Origin of the sequence: Streptomyces sp. NPDC050145, assembly GCF_044460245.1 — a bacterium.
Classification (GTDB): Bacteria; Actinomycetota; Actinomycetes; order Streptomycetales; family Streptomycetaceae; genus Streptomyces.
Genome location: NZ_JBITJS010000007.1, coordinates 76015 through 91414, shown reverse-complemented (window position 1 = coordinate 91414; position 15400 = coordinate 76015). Strand labels below are relative to the sequence as shown.

Genomic DNA, 15400 nt, shown 5'->3' with positions numbered 1-15400 from the left:
GCTCCGCCGGGTGCCCGGAGACATGACGGGGCAGGACCACGAGGTCCTGCCCCGTTCTCATGCGCCGTGGGGGCTTTGCCTCATCGCCGGGTGCCGCGCCGTCGTGGCTGGTCGCGCCCACGCGGCGAGCCGCACACCGGAACAGCCCCGCGCCCCTGACGGGGCGCGTCTGCGTCGGCGTCCGGGGAAGTGCGGTCCCGCAGTCGGTGCACCGCCGCGAAGAGCACCGTGCCGACCACCAGCCCGGCCCCGGCCCCGAAGCACAGCGTCGGGATGATCTCCCAGGGCTTCCACTCGAGGCCCGACTCGTCCACGTACGCCAGCCAGCGCGCGACCCGCAGCACCGCGCCGACGCCCACGCAGCCGCCGATCAGGACCAGCGCCTGGCCGCGCGCGGCGGCGCGGGAGGCGTCGTCCGGTACGGCACCCGAGCCCACCTTGCGCAGCGCCCGCCACAGGAACAGGCCGATCACGCCGAGCGCCAGGGCCGAACCCCCGTACTGCGCGTACCAGTAGAGCGGCGATCCGGCGATCTTCTCGCCCAGGACCGGCAGGATGCGCATGCCCCAGCGGTCCAGGTGCGTGAACGCGTCCCAGACCACGTGCGTCAGCGCGCCGAGCACCGCCGAGACGTACCACCGGCACAGGCCCCGCCATCCGGACGGCCGGCGGGGCCCGCTTCCGGCCAGGGCCCGCACCCGGCCGCGTGCCCGCGCCGGCAGCAGCCCCGTCAACGGCCCGGCCACCAGCCGCCACAGCCCCACCAGCGCGACAGCGATCGGCACGTCGACCGTGAACACCCCGGGGAAGGAGTGCGTGACCTCGCCGAACCGCATCGCGCCCGGCACCGCGCTCGCCGCGAAGTACGTGACGTCCGGCGCGAACGACCCGGCGACCAGCAGCGACGGCACGAACGGACCCCGCCCCGAACCGTCGCGCCGGATCAGCGGCAGCACCGCCGCGGCATGGCTGAGAGTGAACGGCACGAAAGATCCTCCCCGTCCGGGACCCGATGGCGGGACCGACTGAGCCAGGCAGCGTACGGCAGCGGACATCTCCCCGATCAATCGGTGAATAGCGGACGCGAACAGGTGTCTGCGCACAGGAAGTTGTCGTAGGGTCGGCTGCGTCCGTGCGCCGCGGAGCGAACGCGTCCACGAAGCTCCACGAAGTCCCGCGATCCGGGGCGGACCGGGCACACGGGCGAAGTCGGGCGACTGGGAGGGGTTCGCGGCATGGCGGCGGTATTCGGCAGGCGGCTGCGCAGGGGCGCGGTGACCGCGGCGGTCGCCGCCGCGGCGGTGGCGGCGCTCTCCGCGTCGCAGGCCCCGGGGGTTCCCTCACCCCAGCCGGACAACGGCCGCTCGGCGGCCGACAGTTCCGACGAAGCCTCCGGCCCCGACGGCGCCTCGGGCCCGGACTACTACACCGACCTGCCGAAGCTGAACAGCCCGACCGACGACCCGACCGCCGGCCCCGGCGGCGGCGCCCCGGGCGACGCCGAGGCGGGCATACCGGCGACCGTCCTCGACGCGTACAAGAAGGCCGAGGCCGAACTAGCCCGCAGCAAGCCCGGGTGCAACGTGTCGTGGGAACTGCTCGCCGCGATCGGCAAGGTCGAGTCCGGCCAGGCCGGCGGCGGCAACGTGGACGCGAACGGCACCACGATCAAGGCCATCACCGGCCCGCCCCTCAACGGCAAGGGCTTCGCTCACATCAAGGACACCGACGGCGGTCTCTACGACGGCGACACGGTGTACGACCGGGCCGTCGGCCCCATGCAGTTCATCCCGACGACCTGGGCCTGGGCCGGCCGCGACGGCAACGGCGACGGCAAGAAGGACCCCAACAACATCTACGACGCGGCGCTCGCCACCGGCCACTACCTGTGCCGCGCCGACCGCGACCTGTCCGACGCGGGCGACCTGAACCAGGCGATCCTCAGCTACAACCACTCGTCGGACTACCTGGCCACGGTGCTGTCCTGGCTGGAGTTCTACCGCAAGGGCGCGCACCAGGTCCCCGACGGCACCGGCGTCCTCCCGCGCCACCCGAGCACCGGCGTCGGCGCGAACCCGTCGCCGACCTCCCCGTCCCTGCCCGGAGCGGGCGGCGGCGGCAAGAGCCCGTCCCCGTCGAAGCCCCCGAAGCAGACGAAGCCCCCGACCGACCCGACGAAGCCCACCGACCCGTCGGAGCCCACGAAGCCCACCGACCCCACCAAGCCCACGGACCCGCCGACGAGCACCAGCCCCGCCCAGACCGTCACCAAGCTCGGCGTCGCCGGCACGGGCGACCTCAGCGCCATGGCGGGCGACGTGTTCACCGACAAGGCCGCCGCGCGCGCCACGAACGCGCAGGGCCGGGGCGTCGGCGGCGTACAGATCCGCTTCGCGGTCGTCGGTGACACCGATGCCACGTTCTCCGGCGGCGCCACCACCGCCGTGGCGACGACGAACAGTTCGGGCGTGGCCACCGCGCCCGCCATGAAGGCCGGTGAGAAGACGGGCGAGTTCACCGTCCGCGCCACCGTCGTCGGCCGCTCCCTGTCCGGCGCCGACCACAAGGCGACCGTCACCGCGCGCGCCGCCGACGGACTGGCCCGGGTCGGCGACAAGGAGCTCAGCTGCGTCGCCGGCCAGGAGTTCGCCGACCGCGTCACCGTGAAGGCGACCTACAAGGGCGCGGCGGCCGACGGCGTCGCCGCCACCGCCACGCTGATCAAGTCCGCGGACGACGCGACCGAGGCCGACAAGGGCCCCTACTTCAAGGACGCCGACGGCAAGGCGATCCGCACCTTCAAGGGGCTCGAGACCGCCGACGACGGCACGCTCGTGCTGCCGAAGCTGTACGCGGACGACGCGACCGGCACGTTCCTGCTCCGCGTCACCACGACGGGCGGCGCGACGCTCACCGTGGAGCTGAAGGTGACGGCGGCCCCGACCGGCGGCGCCTCCGAGAGGCCCACGGCCTCCGAGTCCCCGTCGCCCTCCGCGAGCCCGTCCGCGTAGCGCGCGGCACCCCGCACGACCCGAGACGACCCGAGCCCCCGGCCCCTGAAGGCCGGGGGCTCGGGTCGTCCTGTTCCGCCTGTTCTCATCTGCCCCCGGCATTGCTACGGTGCACCGACCCAAGAGGCCTGACGCCCCATCAGATATGGAGGTCGGACATGCGCGCCCTCATCGCGGCCGTGATCGGACTGGCCGCGGCCCTCGCCCTCGTACTGACGATCACGGCGATCGGCGCCCCGGCGGGCAAGACCTCGCCGAAACCACTGCTCACCACCGTCCCCAAGCACGTCTGAACCGACCCCGCACGTCTGACCGGACCGCCGAGGAGGGCCGCCGAGATGCGCCGCAAGGCAAGCCTGATCCTGCTCGCCTTCGCCGTGTTCTTCACGGCGATGTCCCCGCTCATGCGCTGGTACGCGTTCCCGCGCCTGGCGAAGATCCCGCCGAGCCAGTACCAGAACGTCGTCCTGGAGGCCAAGAACCCCACGCTGCTCGACTACGGCACCATGCAGGCCAAGAAGGTCTCCAAGGTCAGCATCGTGCAGACCCTCAAGGGCGACGTCGAGAAGGCGAAACGGATCAGCGACAGCGCCGGCCGCGACGTCGTCGTCTGGGACGCCCTGTCCTACGTCGTCGGACCCGACGGCAAGATGGTCTCCAAGATCCCCGAGCGCTACATCTTCGACGCCCACAGCTCCGAACCCGTCCACGCCACCGGCGAGATGGTCGACGGCGACCCGGTCCGGCGCGACGGCATCGAGTTCAAGTGGCCCTTCCTCGCCGAGAAGCGGGACTACGAGTACTTCGACGCGCAGGCCCGCATCACCCGCCCCATCCACTACAAGGGCACCACGACCTTCCGCGGCATCAAGGTCTACTACTTCGAGCAGACCATCCCCTGGATGAAGGTCCCGCTGCCCAAGACCATGCCGGTGCCCGGCATCACACCCGAGTCCGTCGCCAAGACCGGCACCACCCGCTGGTACACGACCACGCGCAAGTTCTGGGTCGAACCCACCACCGGCGCCCCGGTCTACGGCGAGGAGATCATGGAGAACGAGCTGCGCGGCGGCACCCTGCTCGGCGGCCGCGACAAGGTCACCGTGTTCAAGGGACACGTCAAGATGCGCGAGGACTCCATCCAGGCCACCGTCGACCTCGTCAACTCCAACCGCGTCCTCGTCCTCCTGCTCACCTCGTACCTGCCCTGGGGCTTCCTCGGCCTCGGCATCCTCCTGCTCGCCCTCTCCCTGTGGCTGGAGGCCCGCAGCCGGCGCCCCGGCGACCCGGAGGGCACGGCCGTGCCGCACCCCGAACCGGTCAGCGCCTGAGCCGCGCGTTCGTGTGCCGGGTCGCCTCGGCCCCCGCCGGGTCCTCCGGCCACGGATGCTTCGGGTACCGGCCGCGCAGATCGGCCCGCACCGCGCGATAGCCCTCGCGCCAGAACGACGCCAGATCGGCCGTCACCGCCGCCGGACGCCCGGCCGGGGACAGCAGGTGCACCAGCACCGGCACCCCGGCCAGCCGCGGCGTCTCCTGCAGCCCGAACATCTCCTGCAGCTTCACCGCGAGCACCGGCCGCTCCGGATCTGCGTAGTCGACCCGGATCCGTGAACCGCTCGGCACCTCGAGCCGCTCCGGCGCCAGCTCGTCGAGCCGCGCCGCCTCACCGCCCGCCCACGGCAGCAGCCGCGTCAGTGCCCGCCCCGCGTCGATCCGCCCCAGATCCGCCCGCCGCCGCGCCGCGCTCAGCTCCGGCTCCAGCCACTCGTCGGCCCGCGCGAGCAACGCCTCGTTGCTCACGTCCGGCCACGGCTCCCCGAGCCGATGCCGCAGGAACGCCAGCCGCTCCCGCAGCCCCCGCGCGTCCCGGTCCCACCGCAGCAGCCCGACCCCCTCCCGCCGCAGCCCCTCCATCAGCCCTTCCCGTACGAGCCCGGGCGCGGGCTTCCTGATCGGACGCACGGCCAGCTCGACGGCCCCGAGCCGCTCGACGTGCCGGGCCACCAGCTCCCCGTCCGCCCACGCCACCTCGTCGCCCTCGCCGTACAGCGAGCCGGCCGCCCACCGCGCGACGTCCTCGTCCACGACGGCCCCGAGCCGCACGCGCGCGTGCCCGGCGCCCACCGGCCGGTCCGCCACCGCGACGGCCACCCACGCCGCGTCCCGCAGCGCGCTCCCGTCCCCGGTCTCGGCCCGCGTCCCGGACACCATGAGCCAGGACCCCTTGTCCTTACGGGCGATCCGCTCGGGAAACGCGAGCGCGGCCACGACCCCGGCGACGTACTCGTCCGTGCGGGAGCCACCCTGCGCAGCCCGCTCGGGGGCGTCCGCCAGGGACGCGAGCCGCCGCACCTCCTGGCGCCACCGCCCCGCGTACGCGTCACCCCCGCGCCGCGCCGCCCGCAGCGCCCCGGCCAGGTCGTCCCCGTACTCGCGCGGCGGCTCCTCGCTCAGCAGCGCCACCACCTCCGCGGCCCGCCGGGGCGACACCACCGGCGCCGCGTCGAGCAGCGCCCGGCCGAGCCGGGGATGCAGACCGAGACGGGACAGGCGCCGCCCCCGGTCGGTGACCCGCCCCGAGTCCGGCTCCACCGCGCCGACCGCCGTCAGGACCTCCCGCGCCGCCGCCATCGCCCCGGCGGGCGGCTCGTCGAGGAGGGCGAGCCCGGACGCGTCCGGGCTGCCCCAGCACGCCGCCTGCAACGCGAACGCCGTCAGGTCCGCCACCTTGATCTCCGGCGAGGGGAAGCGTGCCAGACGGGCGTCCTCCGCCTCGTCCCAGCAGCGGTACACGAACCCGGGCGCCTCACGCCCGGCCCGCCCCGCCCGCTGGGTGCCGGACGCCCGCGACGCCCGTACCGTCGTCAGCGCGCTCAGCCCCCGCGCGTGATCCACCCGCGGCTCCCGCGCCAGGCCCGCGTCCACGACGACCCGCACCCCCGGCACCGTCAGCGAAGACTCGGCGACCGCCGTGGCGAGGACCACCCGGCGCCGCGCACCGGGGGAGAGCACCGCGTCCTGCATCGCGGCGGGAGCCCGCCCGTGCACCTGGAGCACCTCCACGTCACCCAGTGCGCCCAGCTGACCGGCCACCCGCGCGATCTCGCCGACCCCGGGCAGGAAACACAGCACGTCCCCGGACCGCTCCGCGAGCGCCCGCCGTACCACCGACGCCACATGCGTCAGCAGCGCCGGATCCACCCGCATCCCGTGCGGCGGCCGCACCGGCCGGGCCGGCGGCGCCCACACCGTCTCCACCGGGAACGCGGCGCCCTCCGCCTCGACCACCGGCGCGCCCCCGAGCAGCGCCGACCAGCCCTCCGCGTCGGTCGTCGCCGACGCCGCGACCAGTTCGAGCTCGGGCCGCAGCGTCTCGCGCACGTCCCACAGGAACGCCGCCACCGTGTCCGCGTCCAGATGCCGCTCGTGCACCTCGTCGAGCAGGACCACGTCGACCCCGGCCAGCTCCTGGTCCCGCTGGAGCCGCTGCACCAGGACACCCGTGGTCACGACCTCCACGACGGTGCGCGGCCCGACGGTCCGCTCGCCGCGCACCGTGAACCCCACCCGCTCGCCGACCCGCTCGCCCAGCAGCCACGCCATGCGCCGCGCCGCCGCCCGCGCCGCGATCCGGCGCGGCTCGGCGACCACGACCCGGCGCACCGGCCCGTCCCCGCCGAGCAGCCCGGCCAGGAACAGCGGCACCAGCGTCGTCTTGCCGGTGCCCGGAGGGGCGACGAGCACCGCGACCCCGCCCGCGTCGAGCGCGGAACGCAGCGCGGGCAGCGCGGAACGGACGGGGAGGGCCTCCAGGGCGGCGTCACGGATCACGCCGCCAGTGTCTCGTGCCGGCTAGTCCCGCTCGCACACGAAGATGGCGGTGCCCGGGATCAGGTTCCCGCGCAGCGGCGACCAGCCGCCCCACTCCTGCGTGTTCCACGCGGGCCACTCCGGTTCGACGAGGTCCACGAGCCGGAAACCGCCCGCGACCACGTCCCGCACCCGGTCGCCGACCGTGCGGTGGTGCTCCACATACACGGCGCGGCCCTCCTCGTCCTGCTCCACATAAGGAGTGCGGTCGAAGTAGGAAGCGGCGACGCTCAGCCCCTCGGGGCCCGGCTCGTCCGGGAACGCCCAGCGGATCGGGTGCGTCACGGAGAAGACGAAGCGGCCGCCGGGGCGCAGCACGCGGCGCACCTCGCGCAGCACCCGCACCGGGTCGGCGACGAAGGGCAGCGCGCCGTAGGCGGAGCAGGCCAGGTCGAAGGAGCCGTCCAGGAAGGGGAGGGCCCCCGCGTCCGCCTCCACCAGCGGCACCTTCCCGCCGTCGATGCGCAGCGCGTGCTGCAGTTGGCGGTGCGAGAGGTCGAGGGCCACCGGGCGGGCGCCCTGCGCGGCGAGCCAGCGCGAGCACTGGGCGGCGCCCGCGCCGATCTCCAGCACGTCGCGGCCGGCCAGCTCCTCCGCGGGGCCGAGCAGCTCGGCCTCCACCTCGTCGAGGCCCTCGGGGCCCCACACGAAGCGGTCGTCGCCGAGGAAGGTGCCGTGCTCGACCTGGTACTCGTCGGCGTTCCGGTCCCACCAGCCGCGGTTGGCCCGGGAGCTCTCGCCCGTGCCGGCGTCGCGCCGGGTCGCCGTCGAATCCTCGTCCACGGAGGACTCCGGTGCCGCCGGCAGGGACTCGTGCTCTTGCATGCGTCCGGACTCTTGGATGATGAGCTCCCTCGTCGTACTCTTCCGTAACCCCGCCGCCGGGAAGAGGGCGCCGCGAGCGTTCGCTGCGGCCCTCGTAGCCTCGTGCGACTGGATTTCTGCCGGGATTGCGGCGATCCGCCCCTGGTGTGCGCCTTCGCGCATTGACCGTGCCCGGCAGCCCCCGTATGCTACAAGTTGCGCTGCGGGCCTGCGCACCTCAGACATAGCAGGCTGTGCTCGCATCTGTTGCATGTCCCCTCGGTTGTCGAGGCGCCCCCGGTTCCGGGCAGGCGCTTCCTAGGCTGTCCGGCTTCTTCGGTGCGAAACAGGTCCCCGGCGTAGCAGTACCCACCGACTTTCAATGTCCGCCGGAGCCCTTTCCCACATGACGAGCAGCACCGAGACCACCGCCACCACCCCGCAGGTTGCGGTCAACGACATCGGTAACGAGGAAGCTTTCCTCGCCGCCATCGACGAGACGATCAAGTACTTCAACGATGGCGACATCGTCGACGGCGTCATCGTCAAGGTTGACCGGGACGAGGTTCTCCTCGACATCGGTTACAAGACCGAAGGTGTCATCCCGAGCCGCGAGCTCTCGATCAAGCACGACGTCGACCCGAACGAGGTCGTGGCCGTCGGCGACGAGATCGAGGCCCTGGTTCTCCAGAAGGAGGACAAGGAAGGCCGCCTGATCCTCTCGAAGAAGCGCGCTCAGTACGAGCGTGCCTGGGGCACCATCGAGAAGATCAAGGAAGAGGACGGCATCGTCACCGGTACCGTCATCGAGGTCGTCAAGGGTGGTCTCATCCTCGACATCGGCCTCCGTGGCTTCCTGCCGGCCTCCCTCGTCGAGATGCGCCGCGTCCGCGACCTCCAGCCCTACGTGGGCAAGGAGCTCGAGGCCAAGATCATCGAGCTGGACAAGAACCGCAACAACGTGGTCCTGTCCCGCCGTGCCTGGCTCGAGCAGACCCAGTCCGAGGTCCGCCAGACGTTCCTCACGACCCTCCAGAAGGGTCAGGTCCGCTCCGGCGTCGTGTCCTCGATCGTCAACTTCGGTGCCTTCGTGGACCTGGGTGGCGTCGACGGTCTGGTTCACGTCTCCGAGCTCTCCTGGAAGCACATCGACCACCCGTCCGAGGTTGTCGAGGTCGGCCAGGAAGTCACCGTCGAGGTCCTCGACGTCGACATGGACCGCGAGCGTGTCTCCCTGTCGCTGAAGGCGACGCAGGAGGACCCGTGGCAGCAGTTCGCCCGTACCCACCAGATCGGCCAGGTCGTCCCGGGTAAGGTCACGAAGCTGGTTCCGTTCGGTGCGTTCGTCCGCGTGGACGAGGGCATCGAGGGTCTGGTCCACATCTCCGAGCTGGCCGAGCGCCACGTGGAGATCCCGGAGCAGGTCGTCCAGGTCAACGACGAGATCTTCGTCAAGGTCATCGACATCGACCTCGAGCGTCGCCGCATCAGCCTCTCGCTGAAGCAGGCCAACGAGGCCTTCGGCGCCGACCCGTCGGCCGTCGAGTTCGACCCGACCCTGTACGGCATGGCCGCGTCGTACGACGACCAGGGCAACTACATCTACCCCGAGGGCTTCGACCCCGAGACCAACGACTGGCTCGAGGGCTTCGAGACCCAGCGCGAGGCTTGGGAGGGCCAGTACGCCGAGGCGCAGCAGCGCTTCGAGCAGCACCAGGCTCAGGTCATCAAGTCCCGCGAGGCCGACGCTCAGGCCGAGGCCGAGGGTGCCGTCGCCGGCGCCGGTGCGGCTCCGGCCGCGTCCGGTGGCGGTTCGTACTCCTCGGAGTCGGACGACAACTCGGGTGCGCTCGCTTCGGACGAGGCGCTTGCCGCGCTGCGTGAGAAGCTGGCGGGCGGCCAGAGCTGAATCGCTCTGCGCTAGCAGCTAGTTGAACAGTGGGCCCGCACCTTTTGGTGCGGGCCCACTGTTTTTTTGCGCCCAATGGGTGGGGGGCTTCTCGTTGTTGGCGGGTGCTGCGCTGTTGTGGCTGGTCGCGCAGTTCCCCGCGCCCCTGAAGGGCACACTTCGTGCGCCCCCAGGGGCAGGTGGTCGCGCTCCGCGGCGGAGCCGCTGATCGGTACAGCCCCGCGCCCCTGACGGCACACTTCGTGTGCCCAGGGGCTGTTGGTCCTCAGGGTGGGAATGATCCGGGTGGCTCTGCTTGTTCTTCTGTCTGTTGAGGATGAGGAGGAGCGGTCACTGTGCTGGATCCGCAGGATTTGTATACGTGGGAGCCGGAAGGGCTTGCCGTGGTCGACATGGCGCTCGCCCAGGAGTCGGCAGGCCTCGTCATGCTCTACCACTTCGACGGTTACATCGACGCGGGCGAGACCGGCGACCAGATCGTCGACCGGCTCCTCGACTCGCTGCCCCACCAGGTCGTCGCGCGCTTCGACCACGACCGGCTGGTCGACTACCGGGCCCGGCGCCCGCTGCTGACCTTCCGCCGCGAGCGGTTCACCGACTACGAGGAGCCCTCGCTCGACGTGCGGCTCGTGCAGGACGCCACCGGCGCCCCGTTCCTGCTCCTCTCCGGGCCCGAGCCCGACGTGGAATGGGAGCGTTTCGCGGCCGCCGTGCAGCAGATAGTGGAGCGTCTCGGCGTCCGGCTGGCGGTCAACTTCCACGGCATCCCGATGGGCGTCCCGCACACCCGCCCCGTCGGCCTCACCCCGCACGGGAACAGGTCGGAGCTGGTCCCCGGACACCGCAGCCCGTTCGACGAGGCGCAGGTCCCGGGCAGCGCCGAGTCGCTGATCGAGTACCGCCTGATCGAGGCCGGTTTCGACGTCCTCGGGGTCGCCGCGCACGTCCCGCACTACATCGCGCGCTCCGCGTACCCGGACGCCGCGCTCACCGTCCTCGAGGCGATCACCGGCGCGACCGGCCTGGTCCTGCCCGGCATCGCGCACGGACTGCGCACCGCCGCGCACCGCACCCAGACGGAGATCGACCGCCAGGTGCAGGAGGGCGACGAGGAGCTCGTCTCGCTCGTCCAGGGCCTCGAGCACCAGTACGACGCCGCGGCCGGTGCCCAGTCGCGGGGGAACATGCTGGCCGAGCCGGTCGACATCCCCTCCGCCGACGAGATCGGCCTCGAGTTCGAGCGGTTCCTCGCCGAGCGGGAGGGCGACTCCTGACCGGCGGGTGAGCGGGCCCGGGGTCTGCCCTAAGCTTCCGCTCATGGTGAAGGTGGGGCTGACCGGCGGTATCGGCGCCGGCAAGAGCGAGGTGTCCCGGCTCCTGGTGGAGCGCGGGGCCGTCCTGATCGACGCGGACCGCATCGCACGGGAGGTCGTCGAGCCCGGCACGCCGGGACTCGCGGCCGTCGTCGAGGCCTTCGGCGAGGAGGTGCTCGCCCCCGACGGCACCCTGGACCGGCCCGGGCTCGGCGCGATCGTCTTCGCCGACGCGGACCGGCTGGCCGTGCTGAACAAGATCGTGCACCCGCTCGTGGGGGCCAGGTCGGCCGAGCTGGAAGCGGCGGCCGGCACCGACGCGGTCGTCGTCCACGACGTCCCGCTCCTCACCGAGAACGGCCTCGCACCCTTCTACGACCTGGTGATCGTGGTCGACGCGAGCCCCGAGACCCAGCTCGACCGGCTGACCCGGCTGCGCGGCATGACCGAAGAGGACGCGCGCGCCCGGATGGCCGCCCAGGCCACCCGCGAGCAGCGCCGCGAGATCGCCGACCTCGTCATCGACAACGACGGCCCGCGCGAGCGCCTCGTGGAGCAGGTCGACACCGTGTGGGCCGAGCTGGTGCGGCGAGCGCACACCGCGACGGCGTGATCCTTCTCGCCGCGTGCGTCGCGATGGGCGGACTGGTCGCACTGATCGCCGGGGCGTACGGGCTGCAGCGCACCCGGCGGCTGCGGAGCGCGGCCAATATCGCCGAGGCCCTGGTCAAGCCGCCCCAGCAGGGCTCCGGGCGGCCGCTGCTGCAGTTCGAGACCGGTGACGGACGCGTCGTCGAGGTCGCCTCGCCGGTACCGCCCAGCAGACGGCGCCCGCTGCCGCCCGGTGGCGTGGTCAGCGTCGCGTACGACGTCGACGATCCGCGCGAGACCGTGGTGCTCGGGGCCGAGCGGCCCGGCGTCGACCGGGCGTTCATGATCGCCGGTGCCGTGCTCGTGGTCGTCGGGATGGTGCTCGCGGTGGCGCTGAGCGGGCCCTGAGGCGCCCCCGGGGGCCGGCCGCGTGTTCGTGTAGGGCGTGGCTGGGCAGGAATAGGCCCTGCGGTCCGTGGTGTTGACGTGGTCGACACCAGGAGGGAGTTCACCGTGCCCGACGCCACCCCCGAGACGCACGTCATCGACTACCGAGCCGCCGAGCAGCTCCTCGCCGCACGTGACCCCCGGGGCGCGGTGAAGCTTCTGGACGACGTGATCGCCGCCCACCCGGAGAACACGGCGGCCCGGCTACTCAGAGCCCGCGCCTTCTTCGCAGCGGCCCAACTGCGCGCCGCCGAACTGGAGTTCTCCATCGTCCTGGAGCGCGAGCCGGACAACGCGTTCGCGCACTTCGCCCTGGCCAGGACCTACGAGCGCTGGGCGCGCCCGCAGCAGGCCCGTCGGCACTTCCGGCTGGCCGCCGCGCTCGACCCGCAGCCCGAGTACGTCGCGGCGGCCCGTTTCGACGACTGACGGGCGCACCCGTCGATCACGGGGCGTGGTGGTACGGCGGCACGTCGCGCCCGGGCTGGTAGTGCGGGCCCTGCCGGATGTGGCGGACGATCAGGTAGAGATCGATTGTCGTGATCAGCCACAGGATCCCGCAGGCCAGCGCCCACCACGGACGGTGCGCGATCAGGAACGCGACGGTGCCGAACACGGTCCAGACCAGGCCGAACAGGGCGAGCCCGAGCCGCATGCGCAGCGGGCTGCGGGCCGTGAGCGGCTCGTCACCGGTGCGGGACAGATGCGCGAGATGCATGGTCACCCTCCCTTCGGCCGACGAAGAGGTACCCCTTCCATGGTGCCTCTTCGCGGCGCGGAGCGGGGGAGCGGGAACGGCGTGGGCGGGCGGCTCGTTCCCCCTGCATGGACCTTGAGATGCGCGAGGGGTACGAGGCGACGGGGCCTGGGGCCATCACACCCGACGGATGCGCGGTGGAGCTGTACGCGCGGCTGCCCGTGGAGGACGAGCCGGACATCGTCGCGGCCGCCGTGCCCGCGGGTGCTACCTTCCTGGAGCTGGGCTGCGGGGTGGGCCGGGTGACGCACCCGCTGGTCGAGCGGGGCTTCCGGGTGACCGCCGTGGACGAGTCGCCGCAGATGCTGGAGCGGGTCACAGGCGCGCGCACGGTGCGTTCGACCATCGAGGGGCTCGATCTGGGCGAGACGTTCGACGTGGTGATGCTCGCGTCGATCCTGGTGCACACGGGGGACGCGGAGGTGCGGCGCGGCATGCTCGCCGCCTGCCGTCGCCATGTCGCCGACGACGGCTGCGTGCTGATCCAGCGCGAGCGGGCGGGCGCGCACGAGGACCTGCCGCGCGAGGTGGTCATCGACGACCGCTTCACGATCCGCAAGCTGTACTCGGAGCCGGTCGGTGACGGGGTGCGCGCGGTGAAGGTGGAGTACGTGTTCCCGGACGTGGTCTGGACGCAGACGTACCGGTGCCGGCCGCTGACCCCGGAGGAGTTCGAACAGGCGCTGGCGGAGGCCGGGTTGAAGGTCGACCGGCTGCTGACGCCGGACGGGTCGTGGGTGCGGGCGATTCCCGTGTGATCGCGGGCGAATCCCGTGTGATCAGGGGCGGGGACAGCGATGAGTTCTGGTGGCCGGGCGGGTCTGACCCTGCGTAAGAACACCGCACGTCAGTTCCCGAGGAGTCACCGTGTCGAACGCAGCCCCCGCCTCCGTAAATGCAACCTCCGTCTCCGTCAATGCCGGCGTCACCGCCCCGACCCGCTCCCGCGCCGCCCGGATCGCGCTGCGCACGGTCACCGTGCTGCTCGCCCTGTTCTTCGCCTTCGCGAGCGCCCTGCCCAAGCTGATCGGGCACTCCACGGCCGTCGAGGCCTTCGACAGAATCGGCTGGGGAGCGCCCGGCATGTACGCCGTCGGTCTGCTCGAACTGGCCGGGGCGATCGGCCTGTTGGTCCCGGTGCTCTTCGGGATCACCCCGATCGCCCTGTGCGGCCTGCTGGTCGGTGCCTTCATCATCCAACTGACCGTGTTCGACGGGGAGAACGCGGTGACGCCGCTGATCTTCATGGTGCCGCTCGCCGTCCTGGCGTGGGCGCGCCGTGCGCACAACCGCGACCTGGTCGCGCTGCTGCGACGCGCCTCCTGACCGGCCTCCTGACCCGTCTCCCGACCGGCCTCAGGCCTCGTCGCTGTCGCGGTCGCTGTCGTCGTCGGAGCCCGGGCCCTGCCCGAAGATCCCGCGCAGCCGCTCCAGCTCACGCCGGTCCCGCTTGGTGGGCCGGCCCGTGCCCCGGTCACGCACCCCGACCGGGGCGATCGCCCCGCGCGGCGGAGGCGGCGGCGAGTTGTCCACGTAGCACTCGACCGCGACGGGAGCGCCGACCCGCTTGCGGATCAGCCGCTTGACGATCACCAGGTGCTCGCGGTCCCCGGGCCGGCGCACCCGGACCTCGTCGCCGACGCGCAGGGTGTGGGCGGGCTTCACGCTCGTCCCGTTGACCTTCACATGGCCGCCCTTGCAGGCCGCCGCGCCCGCCGCGCGGGTCTTGACCAGGCGCACGGCCCAGATCCAGCTGTCGACCCGCACACCGGCACCGCCGCCGGGGGCCTCCGGCGATCCCGAACTCCGCGCATTCTCCGCTGCCATGCCTCGACCTTAGAGCCTCCCGCCGTCGCCGAACCCCGGTCCCGCCTACGGTGGAGAGATGGACGCGGCCGACGGAACGGACGGGACGGACGCGCTGGACGGACTGGACGGGCCGGACGGCCTGGACGGGATCGGGCGGCTCGACGCGCGGATCGTCCGGTGCCGGGCCTGCCCGCGGCTCGTCGCCTGGCGCGAGGAGGTCGCCCGCACCAAGCGCGCCGCCTTCGCCGACCAGACGTACTGGGGCCGGCCCGTGCCCGGCTTCGGCCCGCACGACGCGGCCCTGCTGATCGTCGGCCTCGCCCCCGCCGCGCACGGCGCCAACCGCACCGGCCGCATGTTCACCGGCGACCGCTCCGGTGACGTCCTCTTCCGCGCCCTGTACGACCTCGGGCTCGCCTCCCGGCCCGACGCCGTCGCCGCCGACGACGGCCTCACCCTGCACGGCGTCCGCCTCACCTCGCCCGTGCACTGCGCGCCGCCCGCCAACAAACCCACCCCCGCCGAGCGCGACACCTGCCGTCCCTGGCTCGTCACCGAGCTCGAACTGCTGCGGCCCACGCTCCGTGCCGTCGTCGTCCTCGGCGCCTTCGGCTGGCAGGCGACGCTGCCCGCGCTCACCGCGGCGGGCCTGGACGTGCCGCGCCCCCGCCCCGCCTTCGCCCATGGCACCCGGGTCGCTCTCGCCGACGGGCCCGCCCTCTACGGCTGCTTCCACGTCAGCCAGCGCAACACCTTCACCGGGCGGCTCACCCCGGCCATGCTGCGGGCCGTGCTGCACGCCGCGGCCACGGAGGCGGGCCTGCCCGTTCGCCCGAACGGAGCAGCAGATCAGGAGGGTGCGGGGGCCGATTCCTAGCGTGAAGGC

At 72.8% G+C, this 15400-nt stretch carries 16 protein-coding genes; 11 read left to right on the top strand and 5 right to left on the bottom strand.

Annotated elements, in window-relative coordinates; all coding sequences use genetic code 11:
* Window positions 1–80: 80 nt before the first annotated feature.
* Complete coding sequence (locus tag ACIBTU_RS15695; protein ID WP_399126671.1) at window positions 81–986, bottom strand: DUF4184 family protein; 906 nt, start codon at window positions 984–986, stop codon at window positions 81–83.
* Between the two features lie 249 nt (window positions 987–1235).
* Between ACIBTU_RS15695 and ACIBTU_RS15690 the strand changes: the two genes are divergently transcribed.
* The 3 genes from ACIBTU_RS15690 to ACIBTU_RS15680 all read left to right on the top strand — a co-directional run bounded on the left by ACIBTU_RS15690 (window position 1236) and on the right by ACIBTU_RS15680 (window position 4342).
* On the top strand, window positions 1236–3011 hold the full coding sequence (locus tag ACIBTU_RS15690) for a lytic transglycosylase (RefSeq protein WP_399126670.1): 1776 nt from the start codon (window positions 1236–1238) through the stop codon (window positions 3009–3011).
* A 158-nt stretch (window positions 3012–3169) separates the two neighbouring features.
* On the top strand, window positions 3170–3304 hold the full coding sequence (locus ACIBTU_RS15685; protein ID WP_399126669.1) for an SPW_0924 family protein: 135 nt from the start codon (window positions 3170–3172) through the stop codon (window positions 3302–3304).
* Between the two features lie 45 nt (window positions 3305–3349).
* On the top strand, window positions 3350–4342 hold the full coding sequence (locus tag ACIBTU_RS15680) for a DUF3068 domain-containing protein (protein ID WP_399126668.1): 993 nt from the start codon (window positions 3350–3352) through the stop codon (window positions 4340–4342).
* Here ACIBTU_RS15680 and hrpB read toward each other — a convergent pair.
* Both hrpB and ACIBTU_RS15670 read right to left on the bottom strand, forming a co-directional pair.
* A complete protein-coding gene (gene hrpB / locus ACIBTU_RS15675) occupies window positions 4332–6845 on the bottom strand; it encodes an ATP-dependent helicase HrpB (RefSeq protein WP_399126667.1) in 2514 nt (837 codons plus the stop codon). The genes ACIBTU_RS15680 and hrpB overlap by 11 nt on opposite strands.
* 21 nt (window positions 6846–6866) lie before the next feature.
* On the bottom strand, window positions 6867–7709 hold the full coding sequence (locus ACIBTU_RS15670) for a class I SAM-dependent methyltransferase (protein WP_399126666.1): 843 nt from the start codon (window positions 7707–7709) through the stop codon (window positions 6867–6869).
* A 385-nt stretch (window positions 7710–8094) separates the two neighbouring features.
* On the opposite strand from ACIBTU_RS15670, the gene rpsA reads away from it, so the two are divergent.
* From rpsA to ACIBTU_RS15645, 5 genes are all read left to right on the top strand, one after another.
* A complete protein-coding gene (gene rpsA / locus ACIBTU_RS15665) occupies window positions 8095–9597 on the top strand; it encodes a 30S ribosomal protein S1 (protein WP_399126665.1) in 1503 nt (500 codons plus the stop codon).
* A gap of 335 nt (window positions 9598–9932) precedes the next feature.
* A complete protein-coding gene (locus ACIBTU_RS15660) occupies window positions 9933–10871 on the top strand; it encodes a PAC2 family protein (RefSeq protein ID WP_399126664.1) in 939 nt (312 codons plus the stop codon).
* A 43-nt stretch (window positions 10872–10914) separates the two neighbouring features.
* The gene (gene coaE / locus ACIBTU_RS15655) at window positions 10915–11523 is read left to right on the top strand and encodes a dephospho-CoA kinase (RefSeq protein ID WP_399126663.1); all 609 of its coding nucleotides are present in this window, start codon (window positions 10915–10917) and stop codon (window positions 11521–11523) included.
* Window positions 11520–11909, top strand: coding sequence for a DUF3592 domain-containing protein (locus ACIBTU_RS15650; RefSeq protein WP_399126662.1), 390 nt, complete (start codon window positions 11520–11522; stop codon window positions 11907–11909). The genes coaE and ACIBTU_RS15650 overlap by 4 nt, the downstream gene beginning before the upstream one ends.
* A gap of 105 nt (window positions 11910–12014) precedes the next feature.
* Complete coding sequence (locus ACIBTU_RS15645; RefSeq protein ID WP_399127008.1) at window positions 12015–12377, top strand: tetratricopeptide repeat protein; 363 nt, start codon at window positions 12015–12017, stop codon at window positions 12375–12377.
* A gap of 16 nt (window positions 12378–12393) precedes the next feature.
* On the opposite strand, the gene ACIBTU_RS15640 is transcribed toward ACIBTU_RS15645, so the two are convergent.
* A complete protein-coding gene (locus ACIBTU_RS15640) occupies window positions 12394–12666 on the bottom strand; it encodes a DUF6343 family protein (protein WP_399126661.1) in 273 nt (90 codons plus the stop codon).
* 107 nt (window positions 12667–12773) lie between these two features.
* Between ACIBTU_RS15640 and ACIBTU_RS15635 the strand changes: the two genes are divergently transcribed.
* Both ACIBTU_RS15635 and ACIBTU_RS15630 read left to right on the top strand, forming a co-directional pair.
* Window positions 12774–13463, top strand: coding sequence for a class I SAM-dependent methyltransferase (locus tag ACIBTU_RS15635; protein WP_399126660.1), 690 nt, complete (start codon window positions 12774–12776; stop codon window positions 13461–13463).
* A gap of 109 nt (window positions 13464–13572) precedes the next feature.
* Entirely contained in the window at window positions 13573–14031 is a 459-nt protein-coding gene (locus ACIBTU_RS15630; RefSeq protein ID WP_399126659.1) for a DoxX family protein, read from the top strand.
* 30 nt (window positions 14032–14061) lie between these two features.
* Here ACIBTU_RS15630 and ACIBTU_RS15625 read toward each other — a convergent pair whose 3' ends face one another.
* Window positions 14062–14532, bottom strand: coding sequence for an RNA-binding S4 domain-containing protein (locus ACIBTU_RS15625; RefSeq protein ID WP_399126657.1), 471 nt, complete (start codon window positions 14530–14532; stop codon window positions 14062–14064).
* Window positions 14533–14590: 58 nt separating this feature from the next.
* Here ACIBTU_RS15625 and ACIBTU_RS15620 point away from each other — a divergent pair, with 58 nt between their 5' ends.
* Complete coding sequence (locus ACIBTU_RS15620) at window positions 14591–15391, top strand: uracil-DNA glycosylase (protein WP_399126656.1); 801 nt, start codon at window positions 14591–14593, stop codon at window positions 15389–15391.
* Window positions 15392–15400 lie beyond the last annotated feature (9 nt).